General features: G+C 59.2%; 21 protein-coding genes. 6 read left to right on the top strand and 15 right to left on the bottom strand.

What is annotated here, in order from left to right; translation table 11 throughout:
* The first annotated feature begins 232 nt into the window (after nt 1-232).
* Nucleotides 233-1,393 carry an AAA family ATPase gene (locus KI231_RS01160; RefSeq protein ID WP_213027215.1) on the top strand — a complete coding sequence of 387 codons (1,161 nt, stop codon included), beginning with the start codon at nt 233-235 and terminating at the stop codon, nt 1,391-1,393.
* 122 nt (nt 1,394-1,515) lie between these two features.
* On the opposite strand, the gene KI231_RS01155 is transcribed toward KI231_RS01160, so the two are convergent.
* From KI231_RS01155 to KI231_RS01095, 13 genes are all read right to left on the bottom strand, one after another.
* Nucleotides 1,516-2,397, bottom strand: coding sequence for a transporter substrate-binding domain-containing protein (locus KI231_RS01155; RefSeq protein WP_213027214.1), 882 nt, complete (start codon nt 2,395-2,397; stop codon nt 1,516-1,518).
* The gene (locus KI231_RS01150) at nt 2,394-3,176 is read right to left on the bottom strand and encodes an amino acid ABC transporter ATP-binding protein (protein WP_213027213.1); all 783 of its coding nucleotides are present in this window, start codon (nt 3,174-3,176) and stop codon (nt 2,394-2,396) included. Before KI231_RS01150 ends, KI231_RS01155 begins: the two co-directional genes overlap by 4 nt.
* Nucleotides 3,173-3,832: an amino acid ABC transporter permease gene (locus KI231_RS01145; RefSeq protein WP_103304103.1), complete on the bottom strand. Its 660-nt coding sequence runs from the start codon at nt 3,830-3,832 to the stop codon at nt 3,173-3,175. The genes KI231_RS01150 and KI231_RS01145 overlap by 4 nt, the downstream gene beginning before the upstream one ends.
* Complete coding sequence (locus KI231_RS01140; protein ID WP_213027212.1) at nt 3,813-4,478, bottom strand: amino acid ABC transporter permease; 666 nt, start codon at nt 4,476-4,478, stop codon at nt 3,813-3,815. Before KI231_RS01140 ends, KI231_RS01145 begins: the two co-directional genes overlap by 20 nt.
* Nucleotides 4,479-5,164: 686 nt before the next feature.
* Complete coding sequence (locus KI231_RS01135) at nt 5,165-5,962, bottom strand: MetQ/NlpA family ABC transporter substrate-binding protein (RefSeq protein ID WP_027611172.1); 798 nt, start codon at nt 5,960-5,962, stop codon at nt 5,165-5,167.
* A 168-nt stretch (nt 5,963-6,130) separates the two neighbouring features.
* Nucleotides 6,131-7,063 carry a sigma 54-interacting transcriptional regulator gene (locus tag KI231_RS01130; RefSeq protein WP_103304101.1) on the bottom strand — a complete coding sequence of 311 codons (933 nt, stop codon included), beginning with the start codon at nt 7,061-7,063 and terminating at the stop codon, nt 6,131-6,133.
* 55 nt (nt 7,064-7,118) lie between these two features.
* Nucleotides 7,119-7,700, bottom strand: coding sequence for an alpha/beta hydrolase (locus KI231_RS01125; RefSeq protein WP_042557103.1), 582 nt, complete (start codon nt 7,698-7,700; stop codon nt 7,119-7,121).
* Between the two features lie 379 nt (nt 7,701-8,079).
* Nucleotides 8,080-8,481 (bottom strand): ExbD/TolR family protein, encoded by a 402-nt coding sequence (locus KI231_RS01120; RefSeq protein WP_003220570.1) that lies wholly within the window; start codon nt 8,479-8,481, stop codon nt 8,080-8,082.
* Between the two features lies 1 nt (nt 8,482).
* A complete protein-coding gene (locus KI231_RS01115) occupies nt 8,483-9,208 on the bottom strand; it encodes a MotA/TolQ/ExbB proton channel family protein (protein ID WP_213027211.1) in 726 nt (241 codons plus the stop codon).
* A gap of 45 nt (nt 9,209-9,253) precedes the next feature.
* Complete coding sequence (locus KI231_RS01110) at nt 9,254-10,069, bottom strand: energy transducer TonB (protein WP_103306447.1); 816 nt, start codon at nt 10,067-10,069, stop codon at nt 9,254-9,256.
* A 378-nt stretch (nt 10,070-10,447) separates the two neighbouring features.
* Nucleotides 10,448-10,774: a hypothetical protein gene (locus tag KI231_RS01105; protein WP_042557100.1), complete on the bottom strand. Its 327-nt coding sequence runs from the start codon at nt 10,772-10,774 to the stop codon at nt 10,448-10,450.
* Nucleotides 10,775-10,964: 190 nt separating this feature from the next.
* Nucleotides 10,965-12,308 (bottom strand): aryl-sulfate sulfotransferase, encoded by a 1,344-nt coding sequence (locus KI231_RS01100; RefSeq protein WP_213027210.1) that lies wholly within the window; start codon nt 12,306-12,308, stop codon nt 10,965-10,967.
* Nucleotides 12,309-12,331: 23 nt separating this feature from the next.
* Nucleotides 12,332-14,692 carry a TonB-dependent receptor gene (locus KI231_RS01095; protein WP_213027209.1) on the bottom strand — a complete coding sequence of 787 codons (2,361 nt, stop codon included), beginning with the start codon at nt 14,690-14,692 and terminating at the stop codon, nt 12,332-12,334.
* Between the two features lie 165 nt (nt 14,693-14,857).
* Here KI231_RS01095 and KI231_RS01090 point away from each other — a divergent pair, with 165 nt between their 5' ends.
* Together KI231_RS01090 and KI231_RS01085 are read left to right on the top strand one after the other, a co-directional pair.
* Nucleotides 14,858-15,802: a LysR family transcriptional regulator gene (locus KI231_RS01090; protein WP_213027208.1), complete on the top strand. Its 945-nt coding sequence runs from the start codon at nt 14,858-14,860 to the stop codon at nt 15,800-15,802.
* A gap of 213 nt (nt 15,803-16,015) precedes the next feature.
* On the top strand, nt 16,016-17,632 hold the full coding sequence (locus tag KI231_RS01085) for an alkaline phosphatase family protein (RefSeq protein WP_213027207.1): 1,617 nt from the start codon (nt 16,016-16,018) through the stop codon (nt 17,630-17,632).
* 107 nt (nt 17,633-17,739) lie between these two features.
* Here KI231_RS01085 and KI231_RS01080 read toward each other — a convergent pair whose 3' ends face one another.
* A complete protein-coding gene (locus KI231_RS01080; protein ID WP_213027206.1) occupies nt 17,740-18,660 on the bottom strand; it encodes a TauD/TfdA dioxygenase family protein in 921 nt (306 codons plus the stop codon).
* 181 nt (nt 18,661-18,841) lie between these two features.
* On the opposite strand from KI231_RS01080, the gene KI231_RS01075 reads away from it, so the two are divergent.
* Nucleotides 18,842-19,762, top strand: coding sequence for a LysR family transcriptional regulator (locus KI231_RS01075; RefSeq protein ID WP_042557094.1), 921 nt, complete (start codon nt 18,842-18,844; stop codon nt 19,760-19,762).
* A 117-nt stretch (nt 19,763-19,879) separates the two neighbouring features.
* Here KI231_RS01075 and KI231_RS01070 read toward each other — a convergent pair whose 3' ends face one another.
* Entirely contained in the window at nt 19,880-20,893 is a 1,014-nt protein-coding gene (locus tag KI231_RS01070) for an ABC transporter substrate-binding protein (RefSeq protein WP_213027205.1), read from the bottom strand.
* Nucleotides 20,894-21,286: 393 nt separating this feature from the next.
* Between KI231_RS01070 and KI231_RS01065 the strand changes: the two genes are divergently transcribed.
* Both KI231_RS01065 and KI231_RS01060 read left to right on the top strand, forming a co-directional pair.
* Nucleotides 21,287-22,885: an ABC transporter permease gene (locus KI231_RS01065; RefSeq protein WP_213027204.1), complete on the top strand. Its 1,599-nt coding sequence runs from the start codon at nt 21,287-21,289 to the stop codon at nt 22,883-22,885.
* Complete coding sequence (locus KI231_RS01060; RefSeq protein WP_213027203.1) at nt 22,882-23,697, top strand: ABC transporter ATP-binding protein; 816 nt, start codon at nt 22,882-22,884, stop codon at nt 23,695-23,697. Before KI231_RS01065 ends, KI231_RS01060 begins: the two co-directional genes overlap by 4 nt.
* The last annotated feature ends 10 nt before the right edge of the window (nt 23,698-23,707 follow it).

The following is a 23,707-nucleotide window of genomic DNA, read 5'->3' as shown; positions in this document are numbered from 1 at the left end:
AACAGGGTTCAACGTTCGCTCACGGGAATAACGCAATTTTCGCCATGATTCCTGTGGCGAGAGAACTTGCTCGCGCTGGGGTGCGAAGCGCCCCCGACAGTCCACCGTCACGCTCTTTCTGTTAAAACGTGGCGGCCGCTTTACGACTGCTGCGTAGCCGGGCGCGAGCAAGCTCGCTCGCCACATAGGTACCAGCGCGGCAAACTAGCGGCTCCGGCATAAGGAAACGCCCATGCTCAAGACCCTCGCGGTGGCCAATTACCGCTCGATCAATAAATTGGTAATCCCGCTGGGTCGGCTGAATCTGATCACCGGCCCCAACGGCAGTGGCAAATCCAACCTCTACCGCGCCTTGCGTCTGTTGGCCGAGACCGCGCAGGGCGGCGTGGTCAATGCGCTGGCCCGTGAGGGCGGGCTGGACTCGACGTTCTGGGCCGGTCCGGAAACCATCAGCCGACGCATGCGCAACGGCGAAGTGGCGATCGAGCCAACCGTGCGTCAAGGCGTGAAGCGTCTGCGTCTGGGGTTTGCCGGGGAGGATTTCAGTTATTCAATCGCCCTGGGCTTGCCCGAGCCCAGCCACTCGTTTTTTTCCCTCGACCCGGAAATCAAAAAGGAATGCATCTGGGCCGGGCCGTTCTATCGCCCGGCCAGCCTGTTGGTGGATCGCGACGGGCCGATGATCCGCGCTCGCGAAGGCCGCAGCTGGGATGTGCTGGCGCAACACACGCCGAATTTCGACAGCCTGTTCGATCAGGTCGGCAGCCTGCGCAGCTCGCCGGAAGTGTTCCAGATGCGCGAGTTCATCCGCCGCTGGCGCTTCTACGATCACTTTCGCAGCGACACCGATGCCCCGGTGCGTCAGCCACAACTGGGCACGCGCACGCCGGTTTTGCATCACGATGGGCGGGACCTGGCGGCGGCGTTGCAGACGATCCGCGAAATCGGCGACCCGGATGCTTTGCAGGCGGCGATCAGCGACGCGTTTCCCGGCGCACGACTGAACATCGCGCCGCTGGCCGGTGGACGCTTTGCCATCGAGTTTTATCAGGAAGGGCTGTTGCGGGCGTTGTCCGCCGCCGAGTTGTCGGACGGGACCTTGCGTTATCTGCTGCTGATTGCTGCGTTGCTGACGCCACGGCCACCGTCACTGATGGTGCTGAACGAGCCGGAAACCAGTCTGCATCCAGACCTGTTGCCGGCGCTGGCGCGGTTGATCATGCGCGCCTCGGAGGAATGTCAGGTGTGGGTGGTGTCCCACGCGCGGCGATTGATTTCGGCGTTGCAGGAAGACCCCGAGTGCAATTGCATCGTGCTGGAGAAAACGCTGGGGCAGACCGGGATTGTCGGGCAGCGGGTGCTGGATGAGCCGGCGTGGCATTGGCCTGACTAATCACCACTGATCGTTCCCACGCTCTGCGTGGGAATACAGCCCGTGACGCTCTGCGCCACTGGACGCAGAGCGTCCCAGGAGGCATTCCCACGCGGAGCGTGGGAACGATCATCAACAGGAAATCACCCCTGCCACTTGCCACCCTCAACAATCACGCTCTCAGGCTTGGTGTCATCGCTCAGCTCTTTACGCACATATTGGTCGTACAGCTTGAGTAGATACTTCTCCTCACCGAGCTTGGCCAACTCGGTATTCACCCAGTCACGCAGTTCGACGTTGCCCTTCTTCACTGCCGGCGCAATCGGCGCTTCGGCCCCGAGCTTTTCATCCAGCACGCGGTAACCCGGGTTCTGTTTGGCCCAGCTGAACAGCACCAGATTGTCCTGCGCGTAGGCATCGCCGCGACCATTGGCCAGGGCTTGCAGCGACTCCGAGTTTTTCTCGAATTTCAGCAGTTTCCAGTCCGGGTGATTCTTGGTCAGCCAGATGTCGGCCGTGGTGCCGGTGGTGACGATGGTGGTGCGGGTTGCCAGATCATCGAGGTTTTTCACCGAGCTGTTCTGCGGCACCAGTGCCTGCACGGCGACCTTGAGGTTCGGGTTGGTGAACTCCACCGCCTCCTTGCGCTCCGGGGTCACGGTCATGTTGGCGAGGATCAGATCGACCTTGTCGCTTTGCAGGAACGGAATGCGGCTGGCAGGTTCCACCGCGACGAATTCGACCTTGTTCTCGTCGCCCAACAGATCCTTGGCGAATTGACGGCCGATGTCGGTATCGAAACCGACGTAGCGCCCCGCTTCATCGACGAAACCGAATGGCGGCTTGTCGGTGAAGACGCCGACGATGAGTTTGTCGCGGGCCTTGATCTTGTCCAGATAACCGGCCGGCGCAGTGCTTTCACTGGCGACTTTCGGCTTGGCCGGCTCTTCGGTCTTGTTGCAGCCAGCCAGCAGGGCGAGGCCGAGCAGCGGCAGTACAAACAGGGATGACTTGGCAGTTTTCATAGCGGTTCCAGTTCCTTTGTCGGATTCGTTTTTGGCAGTGTTGCAACGAAGGAGAACTTCTCCAGAAACTGCTGCGCGCGTGCGGTTTGCGGGTTCGTAAAGAAAATCTCGGGCGGGGTCTGTTCAAGGATGCGTCCGGCATCCATGAACACGATGCGGTCGGCCACCGCGCGGGCGAAGGCCATTTCGTGGGTGACGATCAGCAGGGTCATGCCTTCGCGGGCCAGGCCCTGAATCACTTGCAATACTTCCTTGACCATCTCCGGGTCGAGGGCCGCCGTGACTTCGTCGAAAAGCATGACCCGTGGGTTCATGCACAACGAACGGACGATGGCGATGCGTTGCTGCTGGCCACCGGAGAGCTGCCTTGGATACGCATCGCGCTTGTCCGCCAGGCCCACGCGTTCGAGCAGGGCTTCGGCTTGCTGCTGCGCTTCGCGGCGTTGGCGCTTCTGCACTTTCAGCGGGCCTAGCAACAAATTGTCGAGCACGCTCATGTGCGGGAACAGGTGATAACTCTGAAAGACCATGCCGATCTGCTGACGCACTTCGCGCCAGTCGGTGGCCGTGTCGAGCAACTCGCGACCGGCAAACTTCAGGCTGCCGCTGTGAGCAACCTCTAGACCATTAAGGCAGCGCAGCAGTGTGCTTTTACCGCAGCCGCTGGGGCCGAGGATGACGATCACTTCGCCCGACTTCACCTGCAGGTCGATGCCGTTGAGCACCTGCTGCTCGCCGTAGAATTTGTTGAAACCGTGAAACTCGATCAATGCGCTCATGCTTGCGTCCAGCGCCGCTCCAGCACGCGCGAGGCGGCCGAGAGCGGGTAGCAGATAAAGAAGAAAAACAGGAACAGCGCGCCGTAAATCAGCACTGATTCGTAGGTGCGCTCAATGATCTGCTGACCGACCTTGATCACATCGACCACGCCGATCAGCACCGCCAGTGAACTGGTCTTGATGATTCGCGTGTAGACGTTGATGGTCGGTGGCGTCATGCGCTTCAGCGCTTGCGGCAGCAGCACGTAGCCGAACAGTTGCGGTGCGTTCAGACCAATCGACAGTCCCGCTTCACGCTGCCCGCGTGGCAACGAATGCAACGCACCACGCGCCACTTCACCGACCTCGCTGGCGCCCCACAACGACAGCACCAGCACCGCGCACCAGAAACTCGGCAGGCTCAGACCAAAGAAAATCGGCAGGCCGAAGAACAGCAGGTACAACCAGACCAGCACCGGGATCGCCCGGAACAGCTCCAGATAGACCCGCAGGATCGCATTCAGCCACGTCACGTTGAGCGTGCGCAGCACACCGTAGAGCACACCGCCGACAGTGCTGATGGCGATGCTCAGAAACGAAATCGAAAGGGTTTGCCCGGCGCCTTTCGCCAGTTGCGGCAACGACACCCAAAGCAATTCAAGACCCGAACTGGCCATGCTGGAGCCTCCTTTCCAGACGGCTGAGCAACAGTGACAGCGGCAAGAACAGCAACACGCAGATCAGCGTCAGTACGGCGAGCATTTCGTAGGTTTTGTAATAGAGCGCGATGTAGCTTTTGGTGGTGTAGAGGATTTCCGGCACCGCCACCGCCGAGACCACGGTGGTTTCCTTGAGCAGGAAAATGAAATTGGCGAACAGTGACGGCAGGCTGAGAATCCCCGCTTGCGGCAGGATCACGTAGCGCAGCAACTGACCGTGCGACAGGCCGATGGAACGACCTGATTCCAACTGTGCCTGCGGCACCGCATCGACGCCCGCACGCAGCACTTCAGTGAGGTAAGCGCCGCCGAGGAAAGTCATGGTGATGATCGCGGCGGTGAAGCCAGAGACCTGAATCCCCACTGCCGGCAAGGCGAAGTAGACGAAGAACAATTGGATCAGCAGCGGTGTGTTGCGCGCCAGCTCCACATACAGGCCGACAGCGCGCTGCAAGTAAGGCGTGCGAAACACCAGAATCGTCGCGTTGAGCAGCGCCACCAGCAACGACGTGCCGATGGCGATAAAACCAACCTGCAACGTCACGCCCACGGCTTTTAGAAACGCCGGCAGGGTGCTGAGGATAAAAGCGTAATCGAAAGTCATGAAACGTCCTGTACGCCGCTCGGTAAGCGACGGTGGTGCAGTCCATGGGCAGCGGGTAACTGTCCGGCAGGCAGTGACTTTATAGGTATAAAAACAAGAACTTAAATACTGTTAAAGCATATTGATATCACCCAAAAAACTATCTTGTGGGTTTGCCGGGAAGGAATAAGAAGGCTATTTTCCTTTGCGCTGTAGGAAGGGTCTCTTTTTCACGAAAGCCCTCCAAGGACGAACAGCTTTTGGCCAGACTCCCTCGGCCAAACCATTACAAGGAAGACAACATGGACGTAAAAGTGCCGCAGCGACTGGATCCGCAGGACATTGTGAAATTGTTGGTGGCGTTGCGCCGGGCTTTGAAAACCCAAGCGACCTGACACAATCAAGATCAAAAGATCGCAGCCTTCGGCGGCTCCTACATGGACCTGCTGAAAGCTGCGATCTTTGCTTCTGGCTGCTGACTTTGTGGCGAGGGGATTTATCCCCGATGGGCTGCGAAGCGGCCCCAGGTATCGGGCTATAGATGCACCGTGTTGACTGATTTCACGACTGCTATGCAGCCGATCGGGGATAAATCCCCTCGCCACAGGAACATCACCGGCCGAGAATTGCGTGCACACAAAAACGCCGATGACCATCGCTGGCCATCGGCGTTTTCACACCTTGAAGGGGGTGGTTCAAGCGTCAGATCAGAACGCCGGCAGTACCGCGCCGTTGTACTTCTTCTCGATGAACGCTTTGACTTCAGGGCTGGTCAGGGCAGCGGCGAGCTTCTTGATCGCGTCGCTGTTCTTGTTGTCCTCACGGGCCACCAGGAAGTTCACGTAAGGCGAATCTGCACCTTCGATCACCAGCGCATCCTTGGTCGGATTCAACTTGGCTTCCAGCGCGTAGTTGGTGTTGATCATGTCCAGATCAACTTCCTTCAGAACGCGTGGCAGCAGGGCCGATTCCAGTTCCTTGAACTTGAAGTTGTGCGGGTTCTTGGCGATGTCTTTCGGCGTTGCCAGAGCGTTTTTCGGATCTTTCAGTTCGATCAGGCCAGCCTTCTGCAGCAGGATCAGAGCACGACCGCTGTTGCTGCCTTCGTTCGGGATGGCGATGGTTGCACCGTCCGGCAGATCAGCCAGTTTTTTGTACTTGCTCGAGTAGCCGCCGAACGGTTCAACGTGCACGCCTTGCACGGTTACCAGGTACTTGGACTTGTCGTCCTTGTACTTACCGGCGTTGAAGCTGTCCAGGTAAGGCTTGGTCTGGAAGTAGTTGGCATCCAGACGCTTCTCGCCAACTTGTACGTTCGGCTGAACGTAGTCGGTGAAGACTTTGATTTCCAGATCCACGCCTTCTTTGGCCAGGGTCGGTTTGATCAACTCTAGAATTTCAGCGTGCGGGACCGGGGTCGCAGCAACGACCAGTTTCTCACCGGCCTGAGCCAGGGAAGCCGTCAGAGCAGCCGCCAGTGCAGTAAACAACAGAACCTTTTTCATGCAGTGTCCTTATCGAGAATCACGATCGCTGATGGCGACGGCTATTAATACGAGTGCCAGTGAAGTGCTATCTCTGGCGTGAAGCGGACAATACCCGGATTTTTTATTCCCGGACAATAACGTTTATTCACTTTGATATTCCATTTTGTTCATACATAACAAAATGGCTCAAAGCGTCTGGCTCAGGTTAATCAGCAGCTCTTTCAACGCCTTACGCTCATCGACGCTACCGCCGATGTTGGTTTGCCTGACCAGTCTTTCGATCTGAACCTGCGGCCCAGACGCATCGGGAAGGTTCAGATGTTCCGGCAGAATCTCGTCACCGGTACTCACCAGCAAAGCAAAGTGAATGACGTTTTCCAGCTCGCGGGTGTTGCCTGGCCAACTGTGTCGCTCCAGCGCGTGTTGCGCCGCTTCGCTGATGAGCGGCACCGGCAGATCCAGGCGCTGGCTGTAAATGCCGAGGAAATATTCGGCCAGCGAAAGAATGTCACCGATTCGCGCACGCAGGGCCGGCAGTTCCAATTGGCCTTCGCTGAGGTAGTGATAGAGCCGCTCGTGGAATTTCCCGGCGTCCACCGCTTGCGCCAGATCGATGCTGGTCGCCGCGACGAGCCGTACATCCACCGGGCTCGGCTGATGCGCACCAACGCGGGTGACTTCGTGGTTTTCCAGGGCGGCGAGCAATTTGATCTGGATCGGCAGCGGCAGGTCGCCGATTTCATCGAGGTATAACGTCCCGCCATTGGCCGAGCCGAACCAGCCCGCACGGCTGCTGGCCGAGCCGGTGTAGCTGCCGGCGGCGTAGCCAAACAGTTCGGCGTCGGCGTAGGTCGGGCTGATCGCACCGCAATTGACCGAAACGAACAGGCCACTGCGATCACTGGCGCGATGGATGTGGCGGGCGAGCAGTTCTTTACCGGTCCCCGTCTCGCCACGGATCAGTACCGAGACCGAGCGCGGCGCCAATTGCTCAAGTTCTTCACGCAACTGACGCGAGCGCGGGTCAACGAACACCAGCGCTTTGGCGCGAATGCTCAGGGGGCTTTTTTCCGCATCGGGAAAGGTCAGCAACGGCTGACCGAAAGTATCGAAACTCATGGCAGACTCCCGCCCAGAACCGCCGGCAGACGGGGGCGTTTAAAGAAATAAAAAATCAGGCGCGACGGCGTGCGTGGTCTTCCATACGGTTTTGCAGGCGATAGAGATAAGCAAAACCCTGCTCCCAGCGCTGATGCCCGGACTTCACATTGATGTGTCCGGCGCCGGCCAGAATTCCGGCCTCTGCGCCCCAGTTGCGCGCCAGTTCCAAAGCACGCGGGGCACTGACGGCGGCGTCGTTGTCGGAGCTGACCACCTGGCTCGGGAATGGCAGCAGATCGGTCGGAATCGGTGCGAAATTGCGCAGTGCCGGCGCGCACGTCGGGCGCTCGACATCCGCTGGCGCGACCAGCAAGGCACCGCGTACCTGACGCAGGTATTGCAACGGCGCAGTCGCCGCCCAATGGGCAACGGTGACGCAGCCAAGGCTGTGTGCGATGAGGATGACCGGCGTGCTGTCGGCGGCAATCGCCTCCGCCAGCGCGGCGACCCAGTCTTCACGGCGAGGTGTCAGCCAGTCGGCCTGTTCCACCCGCGCGCTGTTCGGCAGGCTGTTCTGCCAGTGGCTTTGCCAATGATCTTCTGGCGATCCTTGCCAGCCCGGCACAATCAGGTAGCGAATTGATTCGTTGCGCATGGGGGAGCTCTCCTGCGTGTCTGTTCCTGAGCGAGTATAGGGACGGGATTTATATTCGTTAAGGAATAAGAAGCTATTTATTAAGACCTGAAATGAATATGAGATTTGTGCATGGCTTGAAATCTTTTCCCCCTCACCCCAGCCCTCTCCCCCATGGGGGCGAGGGGAAAGGGAGCCGATCTCCTGGCCTTTCAAATGCTGAGTTCGACTGGATTTGTCATGTCGATGTATAGCGGCCAAACAACGCGGTCAGTCCCCTCTCCCTCTGGGCGGTCCGACGTTTCGGGAGGGCTAGGGTGTGGGGGCTTTTCTCCGTGCCAGAAATAAAAAAAGGGCCGCACCCTGCCAAGGAGACGGCCCCGGAAAAACGTAAATTCTGTTAACGCGCAGTGATCACCGACAACTTGGTAATCCCCGCCCGCTCGATCGAGGCCATGGCCCGCGCCACTTCCCCGTAGTTCACCCCGTCATCCGCCTGCAATTGCACGCGCACTTCCGGGTCCTTGGCCTTGGCCGACTTGAGGTTGAATTCGAGCAAGTCCGGCTGAATCTCATCCTTGTTTATAAACAGCTTGCCGGCGCCATCGATACTCACCACCAGCGGGTCTTTTTGCTCGACCGGCGCTACCGCTTCGGTCTTCGGCAGGTTGATCGGTATCGCGTTGGTCAGCAGCGGCGCGGTGACGATAAACACCACCAGCAGCACCAGCATCACGTCCACCAGCGGCGTCACGTTGATCTCGCTGAGCACCTCATCACTGTCTTGCGTGGAGAAGGCCATATCAGGACGCCTCCTTCACTTTTGCCGCGTTGCCCTGCGCTGCAACCTTGTGCGCCGTCGGGTGGATCAGCACGCGGAACGCACTCTTCTGCGCCAGGCTGTAGAAGTCGTGGGCGAAGTCATCCAGATCGGCGGCGGTCAGTTTCAAACGCCGCAGAAAGTAGTTGTAAACCAGCACTGCCGGTACCGCGACGGCGATACCCACGCCGGTCGCGACCAGTGCCGCACCGATCGGACCCGCCACCGTTTCCAGGCTCGCCGAGCCTGCCGCGCTGATGCCTTTCAACGCTTCCATGATTCCCCACACCGTGCCGAACAGACCAATGAACGGCGACGTACTACCGATACTCGCAACCACCGCCAGACCGGTCTCCAGCGAACGCCGTTCGCGGACAATCTGCTGACGCAAGGCACGTTCCAGTCGATCCTGATGGTTGATCGCCTGGCTCAAATCATTCGTCTGCGGCGCCTCACCGACCTGAATCGCCGCGTAACCGGCCTGTGCCACCCGCGCTGCTGCGCCGGGTTGGGTTTCGCTCAACTCGGCGGCGGAATCCAGACTCGACGCCGCCCAAAAGCGTTTATGAAAGCGCCGATCCTGTGCTCTCAGACGGCCGAACTGCACAGCCTTGAGCAGTGCCAGACCCCAAGTGGCGACGGAAAAAACCACCAGCAGCCAGATCACCGCGCTTTCGATGGATTCCAGTGGAGATGCCAGTAACGTCATGATGTGTTCCCTCGTGTAAACGTTTAGCGCGAATTTGGTTTCGGTTTAATGAATCTTGAAATCGATGGGCACGCTGACCCAGCCGTCCTGGGCGACATCACCCTGCTTGGCCGGGACAAAACTCCAACGCTTCACGGCGTTCAGCGCCGCGTCGTCGAGTTGTTGCCGGCCACTGCTTTTCTGAATCTGAATCTCGCCCGGTTTGCCGCTGGCCAGCACATGCACGCGCAACAACACCGTGCCTTCCCAGCCGCGACGCTGAGCCAGCGAGGGATATTCCGGCGCGGGGTTTTTCAGGTAGGCGGCGTTGGCTGACGCCGGTGTCACCGGTGCCGGCGCGGGTGGTGCAGGTGGAGCTGGGGCGGCGGCCGGTGCTGCCGGTTGGGGCGGTGCCGGTGGTTGCTCAACAGCTTTTGGCGCCGGTTTCGGAACCGGTTTAGCCACAGGTTTCGGCTTGGGTTTCGGAATAGGTTTGGGCGGTGGTGGCTTTACCGCCAGTTCGTCTTCTACCGGCGGCGGTGGCTCGACCACAGGCGCAGGCGGTGGTGGCTCGACAACCGGTGGCGCGGGTGGTGCCGGGCGCGAAAACTCGATGGTCATCGGTGGAATTTCCGGCGGCACAATCGGCAACACCGGCGTCGGCTTCTGGCTGATCCAGTAGATCACCACGCCATGCACCACCAACGCCAGCACACCGAGCAGAATCGTCTCGCGGCGACTCAGAATGCCTTTAGGCGCGCGCTGCAAACGCAACTGCCCCAACGGCACGCGATGCGGTCGGCCGAGATCGACCAATTCGCCACTCGGCGTCTGACGCCACAGCAATTCCTGTGCGCTGGCGGCGGTCTGGACATTGCCCATTGATTCACTCCCTGCGGTCTTTTTTGCGTTCTCTACAAAAAGGCTGAGCTGCCGTTTGTTGAATCCCCCACGGCAGATCGCTGGGTGAATCATTGGGCTTGACGCTTATCTCCGAAAGTAATCTTTAACGTTATGCATAGGCTTTTATGGAATATGTAAATTGATCATTTCCAGCAAAGCCACGCGCCACAAGGGCTGCAGCGATGTGTGAAAAAATGCATGCTTTTCAGGCATTGAAAGTATTCACGCAACGCATCGATTTCGCCTGACCGGGTTTGGCAGGACAATTAATACACATTCGATAGTTGATGAATTTATCGTCAGCAATAAAAAAGCCGATGCACTTTCGTACACCGGCTTTTATATATTTCAACTGAGTTACTGCTTGACGAACTCCCCTGCCAGCGTCACGACTTCACCGTCAAAGTTAGTACGGGAACCGGCTGCGCGAACTCTCGCGTAATTATGATCGGGAGAAAACAATGACCACGCCTGAAACCCGCTATTCCCATTCAGACCGACAAACGTAATGGTGGTGGGTTGTCCGGTGCTGTTCTGGAAATGGTAATGCCCGTAGCTGACGTCATAGTTGACGCCGCCCTGGCTGAAGGTACCGCTGAAGGTGCCGTTGGAATCGTTGCCATCGGTAATCGTCAGTTTGGCGCCAGCGTTCGCGTTTACATAAGTGCCATTAATGCTCGACATAATTCGACTTCCTTTATCGTTGGGATAAGTGTCTTCCGATGAGAGCAAGTTTCCTCCTGGAAACTCACGACAGTCAGAATGGTTGGACATTCAAATATTGTCCACGCCACGTACAAACGAAATTGCAATAAGCACTGTTCAAGTTACTCATAACTTATCGCCAATCGGTCGAGCATTAATTCCATTTCAACTAACGACTGGCATTGGTCTGCTGCACGCCAACGGCCGGCGCAATGACGGCCGTCTCGGAGCGCCGCGTTCCGGCAGGCACCCAGTCATAACTCACAGGCAGCGCTCGATAGACCCAGTTGCTGATTGCGTCACTACCCGGGGCTTTGCCGAGGTAGGGACTGACGTATTCCCAGACGTTCTCACCCTTGGCTGTGACCTGGAAAAACCGCCCGTTCATACCTTCGTCGATCAGCGTATTGCCGTTGGGCAAGCGCCGTGCGCTGCTGATAAATGAGCTGTAAAACGCCCAGCCCGGCTGCTTCGAATTGGCCGCGCTGTACTGCCAGACAATCTCATTTTTCAGCGGGTCGATTTCCAGCACCCGCGAGCCGGAAATCAGCCCGAGCGTCACGTTCGGATAACCCGCCGAGCCCTGGTTATCGAATACCAGCAAATTACCCGCACCGGGCAATCCGGCCGGGATGATGTGGGCGTCATGCTGACCGACAAACTGATCCACCGGGCGCGGCAGCGTCTGTGCGGTTTTCGGGTTGATCAGCGGCAGGTTCGGCCCCAGACGCCAGACCACTTTGCCGCTGTTCTTGTCGATGATCGCGATGAAATTGGCGTTGCGTGAATCGATCAGCAGGTTGTCCGGACTGAAGCGTTTGTCACCGCCATCGAACCACTTGTTCGGCCCGACCAGACTGAGGTTGTTGATGTGCAGGTAATCGGGATTGTCACTGGCGCGCACCAGTTTCAATTGCTCGGCCGTGAAGCCAAACTCGTTGAGGTGCTCGGAGGCCAGCCATTGCCATTTCACCGCGCCATCGGCACCGACTTCGTAGATTGCATCGTCAATCACCTCGGGCACTTTGAAACCTTTGACCTTGTGTACCTTGTTGGCCAGCACCACGGTGTTGCCGTTGCTCAAGCGGCGCTGATCATGATGCTGTTGCGCCGCACCACCGGGTGCGTTGTCGCCCCACTGCCAGACGACTTTGCCATTCCAGTCCAGTTCGCCGACGCTCTGGTTGCCCAGGCCGTTGCCGGCCGAACCGAGCTTGCCCGGATCCTTGTCGCTCAGTTGCAGCAACACGTGTCCACGCTCACCGCCAACCAATTGCGGGTCGATGATCGCCGAGGGGAAACCCGCCTGTGGCCAGGTTTTCACCTCGTTGCCGTTCATGTCGATCAGGTGCGTCTGCTTGTCGGCGCCGCTGAAGATCACGTACTGATTGAACGCCTTGTCCGGGTCATAACGGGTAACACCCGTGGGGTAGACGCTGGGTGCGGCGAAGGCGCCGCTACTCAACACCGCGCCGGACAACAACAGCGGTAAAGCGCTTTTGATGGGCAACATGATGCAGCTCCTTGAAGGGTCAATCAGAAGTCGTAACGGCCAGTGACGCCGAGGGTCCGCGGTGTGCCGAGCAGGCCTTCATAGCCGCCATTGCCGCCGGTCCACAGGGTCGTGTAGTAGGTTTTGTCGAAGGCGTTTTTCAGCCACAGCGAGACGTCCCACTGGCCTTGATTGAAATCGCCGCGCAGGCCGGTGGAAAAGTTGACCACCGCATAGCTCGGGATCTGGCCGTAGTCGGAATCCTCGACCGTGCCGACGGCTTTCGAGCGGAACGCATAACTGGCGGTGACGTAGGGTTCGAAGCCGTTATCCAGATTCCATTTGTATTCGCCGTTGGCGTTGCCGATCCATTTCGAGGCACCGACCACTTGATGGCCGCTGAGATCGCAAGAGGCCGGAGCGCCTGGCGCCTGGCTGACTTCCGGCGGGCATGGCGCATCTTTATACGAGAGGTAGCTGACGTCGTTGTAGGAGCCGTTGAAGTTCAGGGTCAGGCCGCGCAGCGGGATCACCGTGCTCTCGAATTCGACACCGCGCGAGCGCACGGAACCGGCGTTGGTCAGGTACTGCACGCGGTTTTCGGCGTCGTAGGCGTTGGTCTGGTAGGCGTTGACCTGGGTCCAGAACACGTTGGCGTTGAGTTGCAGACGGTGATCCCACAGCGTGCTTTTGAAACCCAGCTCGGCGTTGTTGGCGCGCTCGGTGCCGATCAACAAAGAGTCGGCGCCGGCCACCGGAGCCGAGCCGACCGCAAGGTTGACCCCGCCGGATTTCTCGCCGTGGGACAGCGTTGCGTAGCCGAGCACATCGTCGGTGATCCGGTAGCTGAGGTTGAGCAGCCCGGACGGACTGGAGCTGTATTGATTCAAGTCGCCAGAGTCGTAAGCGCCGGCACGACCACGCCGCGCCGTTGCGGCAGCACCGGCGACAGTCGCACCGCCAACCGGAGCATTACGCGTGACCCAGGCGCTTTTTTCTTCATAGGTGCCGCGCACTCCGGCGGTGAAGTCCAGGCGCTCGGTGAGGTGCCAGGTGCCTTGGGCGAACAGTGCAAAGCTGTCGGTCTTGATGTGGCCGTTACCGACACTGGTGACGTTGGCTAGCGCACCGGCCGGCGTGCCGTTCCAGATATCCGCTTGCGGGCCGTAATAGGCGAAGGATTTGTTGTCCAGATTGTTGCCGAAGTAGTACGCACCTACGACGTAATCGAAGAACTCACCCTTCGGTGAGGCCAGGCGAAATTCCTGTGAATACTGTTTGTCTTCCACCGACACCCCGGCGTTATAGCTCGCCGGCACGTTGAGGCCGTCGTCGTTGCGCGGGGTGAAATTCCAGAAGCGGTAGGAGCTGATCGAGGTCAGGGTGAAGTCGCTCGGCAGCGTCCAGTTCGCTTCGACCGAGGTGCCGCCCTGATGCACGGTGACGTGCTGATCGTTATCCAGATTGACCTTACGGTGCGAGCCATTGACCAGCGTCGCGCCGGCGGCATTGGCTCGCGACTGGTAAAGATTGACGCCATTGATGGTCGGCCCGGTGCTGTACAGCACGCGGGTGCCGGCGCTGGAATCCTCTTCGTTGTAATCGCCGATCCAGCGCAGGTTGAAATCTTCGTTGGGCTTGAACAGCAACTGTGCACGGAAGCCGTCGCGCGAGCCGCCATTCAGATCATGGCCGTCGTATTCATTCTTGATGTCGCCATCGCTGCGGGTCCGATAGGCGGAAAAACGCCCGGCGAGTTGATCGTTGAGCGGCCCGGAAATCGTGCCCTTGGTCTGGAAGTAGCCTTCCTCGCCGACCGAGGTTTCAATGCTGCGTTCAGGTGTAAACGTCGGCGCACGGGTGCTGATGTTGATCACCCCGGCGGTGGTGTTTTTACCGAACAGTGTGCCCTGCGGGCCACGCAAAACTTCGAGCTGTTCGATGTCCATCAGATCGAACACCGCCATCCCCGGGCGCCCCAGGTAGACGTTGTCGATGTACAGGCCGACGCTGCCTTCCAGACCATCGCTGGCCGGGTTGTTGCCCAGGCCGCGAATCGACACGCTGGACTGGCGGGCGTGCATGTAGGCGACGTTGACGCTCGGCACCAGTTGCTGCAAATCCTGAATCCGGTAGACCCGTTGCGTCTCCAGATTCTGGCCGCTGACCACGCTCATTGGCGTTGGCACATCTTGCGAACTTTCTTCGCGGCGGCGGGTGGTGACCGTCACGGTTTCCAGTTGCGAACTGTTGGCCGCAGGCTTGCCGGCCGGCACCGGCGCCGGGGATTCGGATTCAACCGCGTAGCTGTGAGTCCAGCTGGCGCTCCCTGCCAGCAACAGGGCCAGAGGCAGGCGTTTGAGCCGTCGTGGGGTTAAGGGTGACGCGAGGTTCAACGGACTCATGGCGCGGCTCCTGGTCAAAAAACACACAGACATCGTCAGCGCTGCATATTCTTTTAAGTTATTTATTTATGGATTTACAAATATTTACTGCATAAGAGATTGCCTTTATAAGGAGTCGACGTAATGCATATCCAATGCATTTCCCGGATATTTTTTATGTGAAAAATGCATATCGACTTGCGCCAACTTCGTCACTTCATCGCCTTGGCTGACCAACGCAGCTTCGTCGCCGGCGCGCAGGCGGTGAACCTGTCGCAGTCGGCGTTCAGTCGCAGTATTCAGGCACTGGAACACAGCGTTGGCTGCCAGCTGGTTGATCGCGGGCGCAAGGAATTGCCGCCGACCAAGCAAGGCCAGGTGCTGCTCGAACATGCGCGGCGGCTGGTCAGCGGTGCGCAGCAAATGGCCAACGAGATCAGCCAGTTCAATGGCCTGGAGGCGGGAGAATTGCGCTTCGGTTGCGGCCCCGCGCCGGCAGCGGGATTGATTCCGCGTGCCATCGGCAGCTTCATTGGCCGATATCCAAAAGCGCGGGTGCAGTTCCAGGTCGATGACTGGCAGAGTCTGAGCAAGCGCCTGCTCAGCGAAGAGTTCGAATTCTTTGTCGCCGACACCCGACACTTTGAAGCCGATCCGGATTACCTGACGTACCGGTTACGCCCGCGCAAATGGCATTTCTGCTGCCGTGCGGGGCATCCACTGGCAGGTTTTGAGCGGGTTACCGCCGAACAACTGATGAGCTATCCGCTGGCGGTGAGCATTCGTCCGCCGAACCTGCGCAAAGTCATCGTCGACCTCAGCGGTCGCCCGGATTTCACGCCGAATGTGGAGTGTGAAAACAGTTCCAGCCTGTTGAGTGTGGTGCTGCGTTCGGATGCGATCGGGATCGTCGGCGCTTATTCCGATGCGTTGCATCAGGCCAAGGGTGATCTGCTGTGTTTGAAGATCGAAGGGTTGGCGGACGATCTGGAGGAGTTGTACACCCGCTACGGGATTGTCAGTCGGGCGGGGTATCGGTTGTCGCCGTTGGCTGAGGCGATGATTGAGCAGATCAAAGAGATTGATGCGGTGGATGAGGAGGTCTGTTCGCTGGAGAACTTCGCTGTTTGATCAACCGCTATCGCTGGCAAGCCAGCTCCCACAGGATGTGCGTCTGGCAGAAATAATGTGTTCAACCGGGACTTGTGGGAGCTGGCTTGCCAGCGATGGCGTCAGCACAGCCACCCATGCACTGACTGCATAAAACCCATTCCCCAAATGCACTTGCCGAACACCCCCATCGAAAGCGAAAACCCTCGCCTGTCTCTCTGACCGGTGAACCCCATGTCCCATCCTGAACAACCCGTGCGCAACGTGCTGTACATCATGTGCGATCAACTGCGCCGCGATTACCTGTCCTGCTACGGCCACCCCCATTTGCACACGCCGAACATCGATCGCCTGGCGGCAGCCGGTGTGCGTTTCAGCCGCGCTTACACCCAAGGCACGATCTGCGGACCGTCACGGATGTCGGCCTACACCGGACGCTACGTCAGCAGCCATCAAGTGGCATGGAACGCGGTGCCGTTGCCGCTGGAAGAACTGACCATCGGTGATTACCTGCGCCCTCACGGCATTCGTACCGCGCTGGTCGGCAAGACCCACGCCACGGCGAATGTCGATGCCTTGCAGCGTCTGGCCATCAACCCGGACAGCGAGCAGGCCGAAGTGCTCAACGAGGTCGGCTTCGAACCCTACTTCCGTCACGACGGCATCTTCCCCGACGACCCGCTGTTCGACGACAAACGCGAATCAGCGCCTTACACCCATTACCTGCGCGAACACGGTTTCGTCGGCCGCAACCCCTGGCACGACTGGGCCAACGCTGCCGAAGGCGAGCACGGTGAAATCCTCAGTGGCTGGCAAATGCGTCATGCGCATTTGCCAGCACGAATTCCCGAGCAACACTCAGAGACTGTCTACACTACAAATCGAGCCATCGACTTCATCACCGAGCAAGGTGAGAAATCCTGGTGTTTACACCTTTCGTATATCAAACCGCACTGGCCCTACATCGTACCGGCGCCATACCACGCCTTGTACAGTACGAAATCGATTCTCGAACCGGTCCGCGCGACGCCCTCCGAAGCCAGCAAACACCCCGTATACACTGCCTTTCGCCAGCATGAGGAAAGCCTCAACTTTTCCCGCGATTCAGTACGATTGAATGTAATCCCGACCTACATGGGCCTGATCAAGCAAGTGGATGATCAGTTGGGGCGACTTTTCGATTTTCTGCAGAGCAATGGCCGCTGGGATGACACGTTGATCGTGTTCACCAGCGATCACGGCGACTTCCTCGGCGATCACTGGCTGGGCGAGAAGGAGTTTTTGCTGGAGCAGGCGGTGGGCGTGCCACTGATCGTGCGCGACCCTCGGGCGGCGGCGGATGTCACTCGGGGAACGGTGGATGATCGGTTAGCCGAAACCATCGATGCGCTGCCGACGTTTCTTCAGGCACTGGGTTTGCCGGGGGCAGAACATCGGCTTGAAGGGCGTTCGTTGATCCCGCTTCTGCACGGTAAAAACCCAGACTGGCGCCGCTATGCGATCAGCGAATACGACTACGCCTTCCAGGCTCCGGCACGGGAGCGACTCGGACAATCGATCGACCGTTGCCGCATGACCATGGTGCGCAGCGAACGCTGGAAATACCTGGCGTATGACGGCTTCCGGCCGCAGCTGTTTGATCTGTTGAATGATCCGCAGGAGTTGCGTGATCTGGGTGATGACCCGGCGTATGCGGCGGTGCGCGAGGAGCATGCGGGGCATTTGTTCGAGTGGGTGCGCGGGTTGAAACGGCGGACCACGATCAGTCATCAGGAGATTGATTTACGGGGGCAGCGCTTTCGTTATGGAGAGCCGGAAGCCGAGAAGGTCGTTCAAATCGGTGTGTGGTAGTTAAAAGCATCGCTGGCAAGCCAGCTCCCACAGGATTTGTGTTTTACACATCCATTGTGTTCAACACTTTCCACTGTGGGAGCTGGCTTGCCAGCGATGGGGCCAGATCAGACGCCGCCAATATCAGGGCCTTTGATGATCTGGCTGCGCTGCCCTGACGCCCCCACCGGCACCTCACCTTTAAGCGTCACCCGGCGCACGATCCGATCCTGCGTGCCGTAGTCATCAATCGCGTAATGCTGCGTCGAACGGTTATCCCAGATCGCCACATCACCGGCCTTCCAGCGCCAGCGCACGGTGTTTTCCTGACGAATCACATGGCTCTGCAGCAACCCGAACAGGTGCGCCGAATCCGCTTGCGAGTAACCCTTGATGCGCTTGACGAAGTGCCCCAGCAACAAGCTCTTCTCACCACTGATCGGGTGTACGCGCACTACAGGATGCTCGGTTTCGTAAACGGTCGAAGTGAAGATCTTGCGATAGCGCTCAAGCTTCTCAGCCGAGACGTCAGGCTTGGCGCCGGCATAGTCGTATTCGTTGCTGTGCACGGCGACCAATTTGTCTGCCAGTTCACGCAGCTCGGTCGGCAGTTCGTTGTAGGCGGTCGCGGTGTTGGCCCACAGGGTGTCGCCACCGAAGGCCGGCGCCACCACCGAGCGCAGGATCGAGGCTTTCGGGTAGGCGTCGACGAAGGTCACGTCGGTGTGCCAGGAGTTGGCGCGCTGGCCTTCGGCACCGTCCAGTTCCAGCAGATAACGGGTGCCGTCACGCACCGGTACGGTCGGGTGCGCCACTGGCTCGCCAAGCAGATGGGCGAAGGCTTCCTGACGCTGATCGTCGAGCTGGGTTTGCTCACGGAAGAACACGACTTTGTACTGAATCAGTGCCTGTTGAATGGCTTCGACCGTGGCGGCGTCCAGCTCACCGGACAGGTGCACGCCACGGATCTCGGCGCCGATTCGGCCGGCCACCGGATGAATTTCCAGCGCGTGGACAGCGGGTTTTACAGCGAGTGCGGCATTGCTCATGGGTAGACCCTCATCGACTGCTTACGGTTGGACGGCAGCGAAACATCGCTCTATCTATATTCCATTTACATCTAATAGATATTCACATGCTTCGTTGACGGAATAAGAGCTTGCATTTAAAACCTCTAGCAACCCTCGTCGCAAATGCCTTCGAGCTATTTTTAGGATGCCGGAAAAGCATATGGATCTTCGCCAGTTGCGCTATTTCATCGCCCTCAACGAACACCGCAGTTTTGTCCGTGCGGCGGACGCGATGGGCATCACCCAACCGGCGTTCAGCCGCAGCATTCAAGGGCTGGAGCAAGAGTTCGGTTGCGTGCTGGTGGATCGCGGCAACAAGGATCTGCGCCCCACGCCCGAAGGCCAGGTGGTGCTGCAACACGCGCTCAGCCTGGTGCAGGGCGCGGCGCTGCTCAGCGCGGAAGTGACACAGATGACCAAGCTCGATGCCGGCGAGGTGCACTTCGGTTGTGGTCCGGCGCCGGCGGTGAAACTGGTGCCTGACGCGGTGGCGCAATTCATCAATGCGCACCCGAAAGTGCGCACCTGCTTTCAGGTGGATAACTGGGAAAAACTCAGCCGTGCGCTGAGTCGCGAAGAGATCGAATTTTTCATTGCCGACATCCGTCATTTCGAATCGGACCCGAACTTCCAGACCCAACCGCTGACGCCCAAGCGCGGGGTGTTTTTCTGCCGGCCGGGGCACCCGTTGCTGGCCAAGGAAAGCCTGTCGACCAACGACATGTTCGATTACCCGCTGGCGACCACATTGATCCCGCCGGGTATCCGCAAACTGCTGGCGAACCTCAGTGGCCGGATCGATTTCTCACCGACTATCGAGACCGAGCATTTTCCGGCACTGGTGAAGGTAGTGCTGCAATCGAATGCCATTGGCATCGGCACGGAAGAGGCGTTTTACGAGGACATTGCCCAGGGTTCGCTGGCGTTGTTGCACTGGCGCAATCTGCCGCAGAACCTCGAAAGCATGAATGCGCGCTGCGGGATTGTCAGTCGCACCGGGTTTCGCTTGTCGCCGGCAGCAAGAGCGATGATCGAGACGCTGGTGGCGGTGGATAAGCAAGAGATCAGCGTCGCTGTTTGAAGCGATCGTTCCCACGCTCTGCGTGGGAATGCAGCCCGGGATGCTCCGCGTCCCAAAGCGGACGCAGAGCGTCCATTGATGCGTTCCCACGCAGAGCGTGGGAACGATCAGCGTACGTTAGAGCTTGGCCGCTGCCAGCTCAGGCGCCACCCAATCGTTCACCTTGAACGGCTTGCGAATCAGCTTCTGCTGCGCCGCCAGATCCACCTTGTCCTGCAAACTGCCAAGGAACACCGGATCCAGCGTCGATGGGAATATCTCGCTCAACTTCTGATCTTTCAGATCCTCGGTGAGGATCACCGGTGGATAACTCGCCAGTCCCGAGACCAACTGCACGTACGCAGCCTTGTTGCTGTCCTGGGTCAGCCATTCCACGGCCTGCTCTTGTGCCTTGAGCAGTTTGCTCACGGCCTCCGGATGCGCATCGACAAACTTGCCACTGCCCACCAAAACCGACTGCACGCTGCCAGCACCGCCCAGATCCTTGGTGTTCAGCGGCAATTCAGCCAGGCCCTTGGTCTGCAAAGCGGCCAGGCCGGAGCTACCCCACGACGCATCGATCTGCCTGGCCGCCAGTGCGGCAGTCGCGCCGGTGAAGTCGAGGTTGATCACCTTCAGATCCTTCTCGCTCAAGCCCTGGCTGGCCAACGCCGCATCGAACGACAGCTGCGTCGCGGTGCCGCGAAAGATCGCCACGCGCTTGCCTTTGAGGTCCTGCAAAGTCTTGATCCCCGAGCCCGGCACGACGCCCAGGTACTGCTTCACCCCGCGGGCACTGGCGCTGAGCAGCCGCGTATCGAGGCCGTTGGACTTGCCGATGATCGCCGCCAGATCACCCAGATACGCCAGATCGACCTGACCATTGGCGAACGCCTCGTTGATCACCGGCCCGGCCCCTTTGAAGAAACTCCACTGAACCTTGATGCCCTGTTCGGCGAAGGCCTTTTCGAAGATCTGCTGATCGCGCAATACGTCGACCACGCCACCGCCGCTGTGCTGGGTGCCGGCGCTCAGGTCGGGCACGGCGATGCGAATTTCCTTGAGTTCGTCGGCATGCGCGGTGAAGGCCAACAGGCCCGCCAGAGCCGGGGCGGCGAACAGACTGAAAACGCGTTTGAAGGGAAGGTTCATGGGTGCAGCTCCTGATCACGACGGGCGTTGAGGAGCCGAAAGTAGGCCGAAGGAGCACCTGCGCTTAAATACTATAAATTCACATTTTTATATCTTTTAGAGCTAAGCAAGCAGTTATAGGGCTTGCAGCGGCGTATGCATTAACAGCATCGAAAATATTCTTCGAATGCATTGGATGCGTATGGGCCAGAAGCCTTAAATGGCGTGGCTTATCTCCAAATAGATCAATAAACGTATTATATATAACCGTTAGTTTTAAGCTAATACCGCTAAAGATCGCAGCCTTCGGCAGCTCCTACAGGGGTGAATTCACGGACGCGTCCCCCTGTGGGAGCTGCCGAAGGCTGCGATCTTTTGATCTTGATCGATCCAACCCGACAACGGAGGTCACCCATGGCCCGTGAATCCTTGCTCAACCTGCCGCTGGCGGCTCCGCCGCTCAAGCGTCAGCGCTCATGGCCAAGCCTGACCCAACGTGTACTTCCCTGGCTGCTGCCACTCAGCCTCTTCACCCTGTGGTGGCTGGCCGCGCGCAATCATTGGATGAGCGAACAAATCCTGCCGGCGCCGTCACTGGTGTGGAACAGCGCAGTCGAACTGTCTCAGGGCGAGTTGTGGAGCCACTTGTGGATCAGCCTGCAACGGTTGTTCTGGGGATTACTGGCAGGGATCAGCGCCGGGGCGATTCTGGGGGCGGCACTGGGTTTCAGTCGCCGCCTCGAACGCTTGATCTTCCCGACCTTCGCCGGCCTCGCGCAAGTACCGACGCTGGCGTGGATTCCGCTGTTCATGGTGTTTTTCGGTATCGGCGAAGTGTTGAAACTGGTGGTGCTGATCAAAGCCATTGTGGTTCCGGTGACTTTGCACACACTGGTTGGCGTACGCGATGCGCAACCGAAACTGCGTGAAGCAGCCGCCGTACTGCGCCTGCCGTCGCATTTGCTGATTCGTCGTCTGGTGTTGCCTGCCGCCCTCCCCGCATTCATGGCCGGTGTACGTCTGGCGCTGGCCGCCGGCTGGACGTCGCTGCTGGCCGTCGAACTGCTCGCCTCCAGCGAAGGCATCGGTTACCTGATGGTCTGGGCACGGCAGCTGTTCATGCTCGACATCGTTTTCGTCTGCATCGTGGTCATCGGTCTGATCGGCGTCACGATGGATCGCGGCATCGGGCTGCTGGATAAAAAACTGGTGCACTGGCCGCACCCGGCCACTGCGGAAATCCGCCGAGGCCCGCGCTATGAAGGCTGGCAACGGCTGCAACCGTGGCTGCTGCCGCTGGGCTTGTTGGCGCTGTGGCAAGTAGCAAACGATCAGCAGTGGGTCGACGCCAATATTCTGGTGAGCCCGCTGGCCGTGCTCAACACCACGTGGGACGGCTTGCTCGACGGAACGCTGATCACCGGCATGGCCCTGAGCCTTGGGCGCACCCTTGGTGGTTTGCTGCTGGGCGGCGGAATTGGCTTCGCCCTCGGCCTGCTGTTGGGGCTGTCGCACCTCAGCGAACGCCTGCTCGGCCCGACGCTTGCCGCTATCCGGCAGATCGCGATTTTCGCCTGGGTGCCGCTGCTCACCGCGTGGTTCGGTCTGGGCGAATTGGCCAAGTGGGTATTCGTCGCCCTCGCCGCGTTCTTTCCACTGTTTATCGCCACGCAGCGCAGCGTCGCCAACCTCTCGCCGCAACTCAACGAAGCCGCGCAAGTGCTGCGCCTGAGCCTCGGCCAGCGCTTGCGCCGACTGGTGCTGCCGGGTGCCGCACCGGGGATCTTCGCCGGGCTTCGCCTGAGCCTGATCTACGCCTGGCTCGGCACCATCGGCGCCGAATATTTCATGCCGTCCAACGGCGGCATCGGCAGCCAGATGATCGGCGCCCAGCAACTGCTGCGCATGGACCTGATCATGGCCGGCATGCTCCTCGTCGGCCTGACCGGCGCCCTGCTCAACCTTATTGGCCAACGCCTGGAAATCCGCGCCACCCGCTGGAGACACGCATGAACGCACCGATTGTCAGCTTCAACCACGTAGGCAAATCCTTCGACGTCGACGGTTTCGAACTGGAGGCGATTCGCGAATTCAACCTGGACATCGCCGAGGGTGAATTCGTCGCCATTGTCGGCTCCAGCGGCTGTGGTAAATCCACGCTGTTGCGCTTGCTGGTAGGCCTCGATACGCAGTTTCGCGGGCAGATCCGCGTGGATGGCAAAGCCGTCAGCGGCATCGGTGGCGAACGCGGCATCGTCTTTCAGGAGCACCGCTTGTTTCCATGGCTGACCGTGGCCGACAACATCGGCCTCGGCCTGGTCAATGAGCCGCTGAGCGCCGCAGACAAGCAACGACGCATCAACGACTTCATTGATCTGGTCGGCCTGCGCGATTTCACCCGCGCCTATCCTCACCAGCTCTCCGGCGGCATGGCGCAACGGGTGGCAATCGCTCGCGGCCTGGTCGCCAGCCCGCGGATTCTGCTGCTCGACGAGCCTTTCGGTGCGCTCGATGCGCTGACCCGTCAGCAGATGCAGGACGAGCTGTTGGCGATCCGTGCCCGCGCGAAAATCACCACGATCCTTGTCACCCACGATGTCGAAGAAGCGATTTTTCTGGCCGACCGCGTGGTGGTGATGGAGCCGCGTCCGGGGCGCATCAAGCAAGTGGTCGACATTGCCCTGGCGCATCCGCGTCAGCGCAGCAGTTTCGACTTCCATCAGTTGCGTGAAGAACTGCTGCACGAACTGACCAGTGACGACCATTACCAACCGAGCGTACCGGTGCAGATCCGCGATCTGCCGCTGTCGTTCATTGCCTGCTGAGAGGAGCTTT

This window comes from Pseudomonas sp. Seg1 (assembly GCF_018326005.1).
Classification (GTDB): domain Bacteria; phylum Pseudomonadota; class Gammaproteobacteria; order Pseudomonadales; family Pseudomonadaceae; genus Aquipseudomonas.
The sequence above is the reverse complement of the archived record's forward strand: the minus strand, read 5'-3'. Positions and strand labels throughout refer to the sequence as shown.

Bases quoted from the DNA above. Each gene is read 5' to 3' on its own strand.
- KI231_RS01140 (WP_213027212.1), bottom strand. From the start codon at position 4,478: ATGACTTTCGATTACGCTTTTATCCTCAGCACCCTGCCGGCGTTTCTA.
- KI231_RS01135 (WP_027611172.1), bottom strand. From the start codon at position 5,962: ATGAAAAAGGTTCTGTTGTTTACTGCACTGGCGGCTGCTCTGACGGCT.
- KI231_RS01160 (WP_213027215.1), top strand. From the start codon at position 233: ATGCTCAAGACCCTCGCGGTGGCCAATTACCGCTCGATCAATAAATTG.
- KI231_RS01080 (WP_213027206.1), bottom strand. From the start codon at position 18,660: ATGAGCAATGCCGCACTCGCTGTAAAACCCGCTGTCCACGCGCTGGAA.
- KI231_RS01075 (WP_042557094.1), top strand. From the start codon at position 18,842: ATGGATCTTCGCCAGTTGCGCTATTTCATCGCCCTCAACGAACACCGC.
- KI231_RS01065 (WP_213027204.1), top strand. From the start codon at position 21,287: ATGGCCCGTGAATCCTTGCTCAACCTGCCGCTGGCGGCTCCGCCGCTC.
- KI231_RS01060 (WP_213027203.1), top strand. From the start codon at position 22,882: ATGAACGCACCGATTGTCAGCTTCAACCACGTAGGCAAATCCTTCGAC.
- KI231_RS01150 (WP_213027213.1), bottom strand. From the start codon at position 3,176: ATGAGCGCATTGATCGAGTTTCACGGTTTCAACAAATTCTACGGCGAG.
- KI231_RS01145 (WP_103304103.1), bottom strand. From the start codon at position 3,832: ATGGCCAGTTCGGGTCTTGAATTGCTTTGGGTGTCGTTGCCGCAACTG.
- KI231_RS01155 (WP_213027214.1), bottom strand. From the start codon at position 2,397: ATGAAAACTGCCAAGTCATCCCTGTTTGTACTGCCGCTGCTCGGCCTC.
- KI231_RS01130 (WP_103304101.1), bottom strand. From the start codon at position 7,063: ATGAGTTTCGATACTTTCGGTCAGCCGTTGCTGACCTTTCCCGATGCG.
- KI231_RS01070 (WP_213027205.1), bottom strand. From the start codon at position 20,893: ATGAACCTTCCCTTCAAACGCGTTTTCAGTCTGTTCGCCGCCCCGGCT.
- KI231_RS01110 (WP_103306447.1), bottom strand. From the start codon at position 10,069: ATGGGCAATGTCCAGACCGCCGCCAGCGCACAGGAATTGCTGTGGCGT.
- KI231_RS01120 (WP_003220570.1), bottom strand. From the start codon at position 8,481: ATGGCCTTCTCCACGCAAGACAGTGATGAGGTGCTCAGCGAGATCAAC.
- KI231_RS01100 (WP_213027210.1), bottom strand. From the start codon at position 12,308: ATGTTGCCCATCAAAAGCGCTTTACCGCTGTTGTTGTCCGGCGCGGTG.
- KI231_RS01105 (WP_042557100.1), bottom strand. From the start codon at position 10,774: ATGTCGAGCATTAATGGCACTTATGTAAACGCGAACGCTGGCGCCAAA.
- KI231_RS01095 (WP_213027209.1), bottom strand. From the start codon at position 14,692: ATGAGTCCGTTGAACCTCGCGTCACCCTTAACCCCACGACGGCTCAAA.
- KI231_RS01125 (WP_042557103.1), bottom strand. From the start codon at position 7,700: ATGCGCAACGAATCAATTCGCTACCTGATTGTGCCGGGCTGGCAAGGA.
- KI231_RS01090 (WP_213027208.1), top strand. From the start codon at position 14,858: ATGCATATCGACTTGCGCCAACTTCGTCACTTCATCGCCTTGGCTGAC.
- KI231_RS01115 (WP_213027211.1), bottom strand. From the start codon at position 9,208: ATGACGTTACTGGCATCTCCACTGGAATCCATCGAAAGCGCGGTGATC.
- KI231_RS01085 (WP_213027207.1), top strand. From the start codon at position 16,016: ATGTCCCATCCTGAACAACCCGTGCGCAACGTGCTGTACATCATGTGC.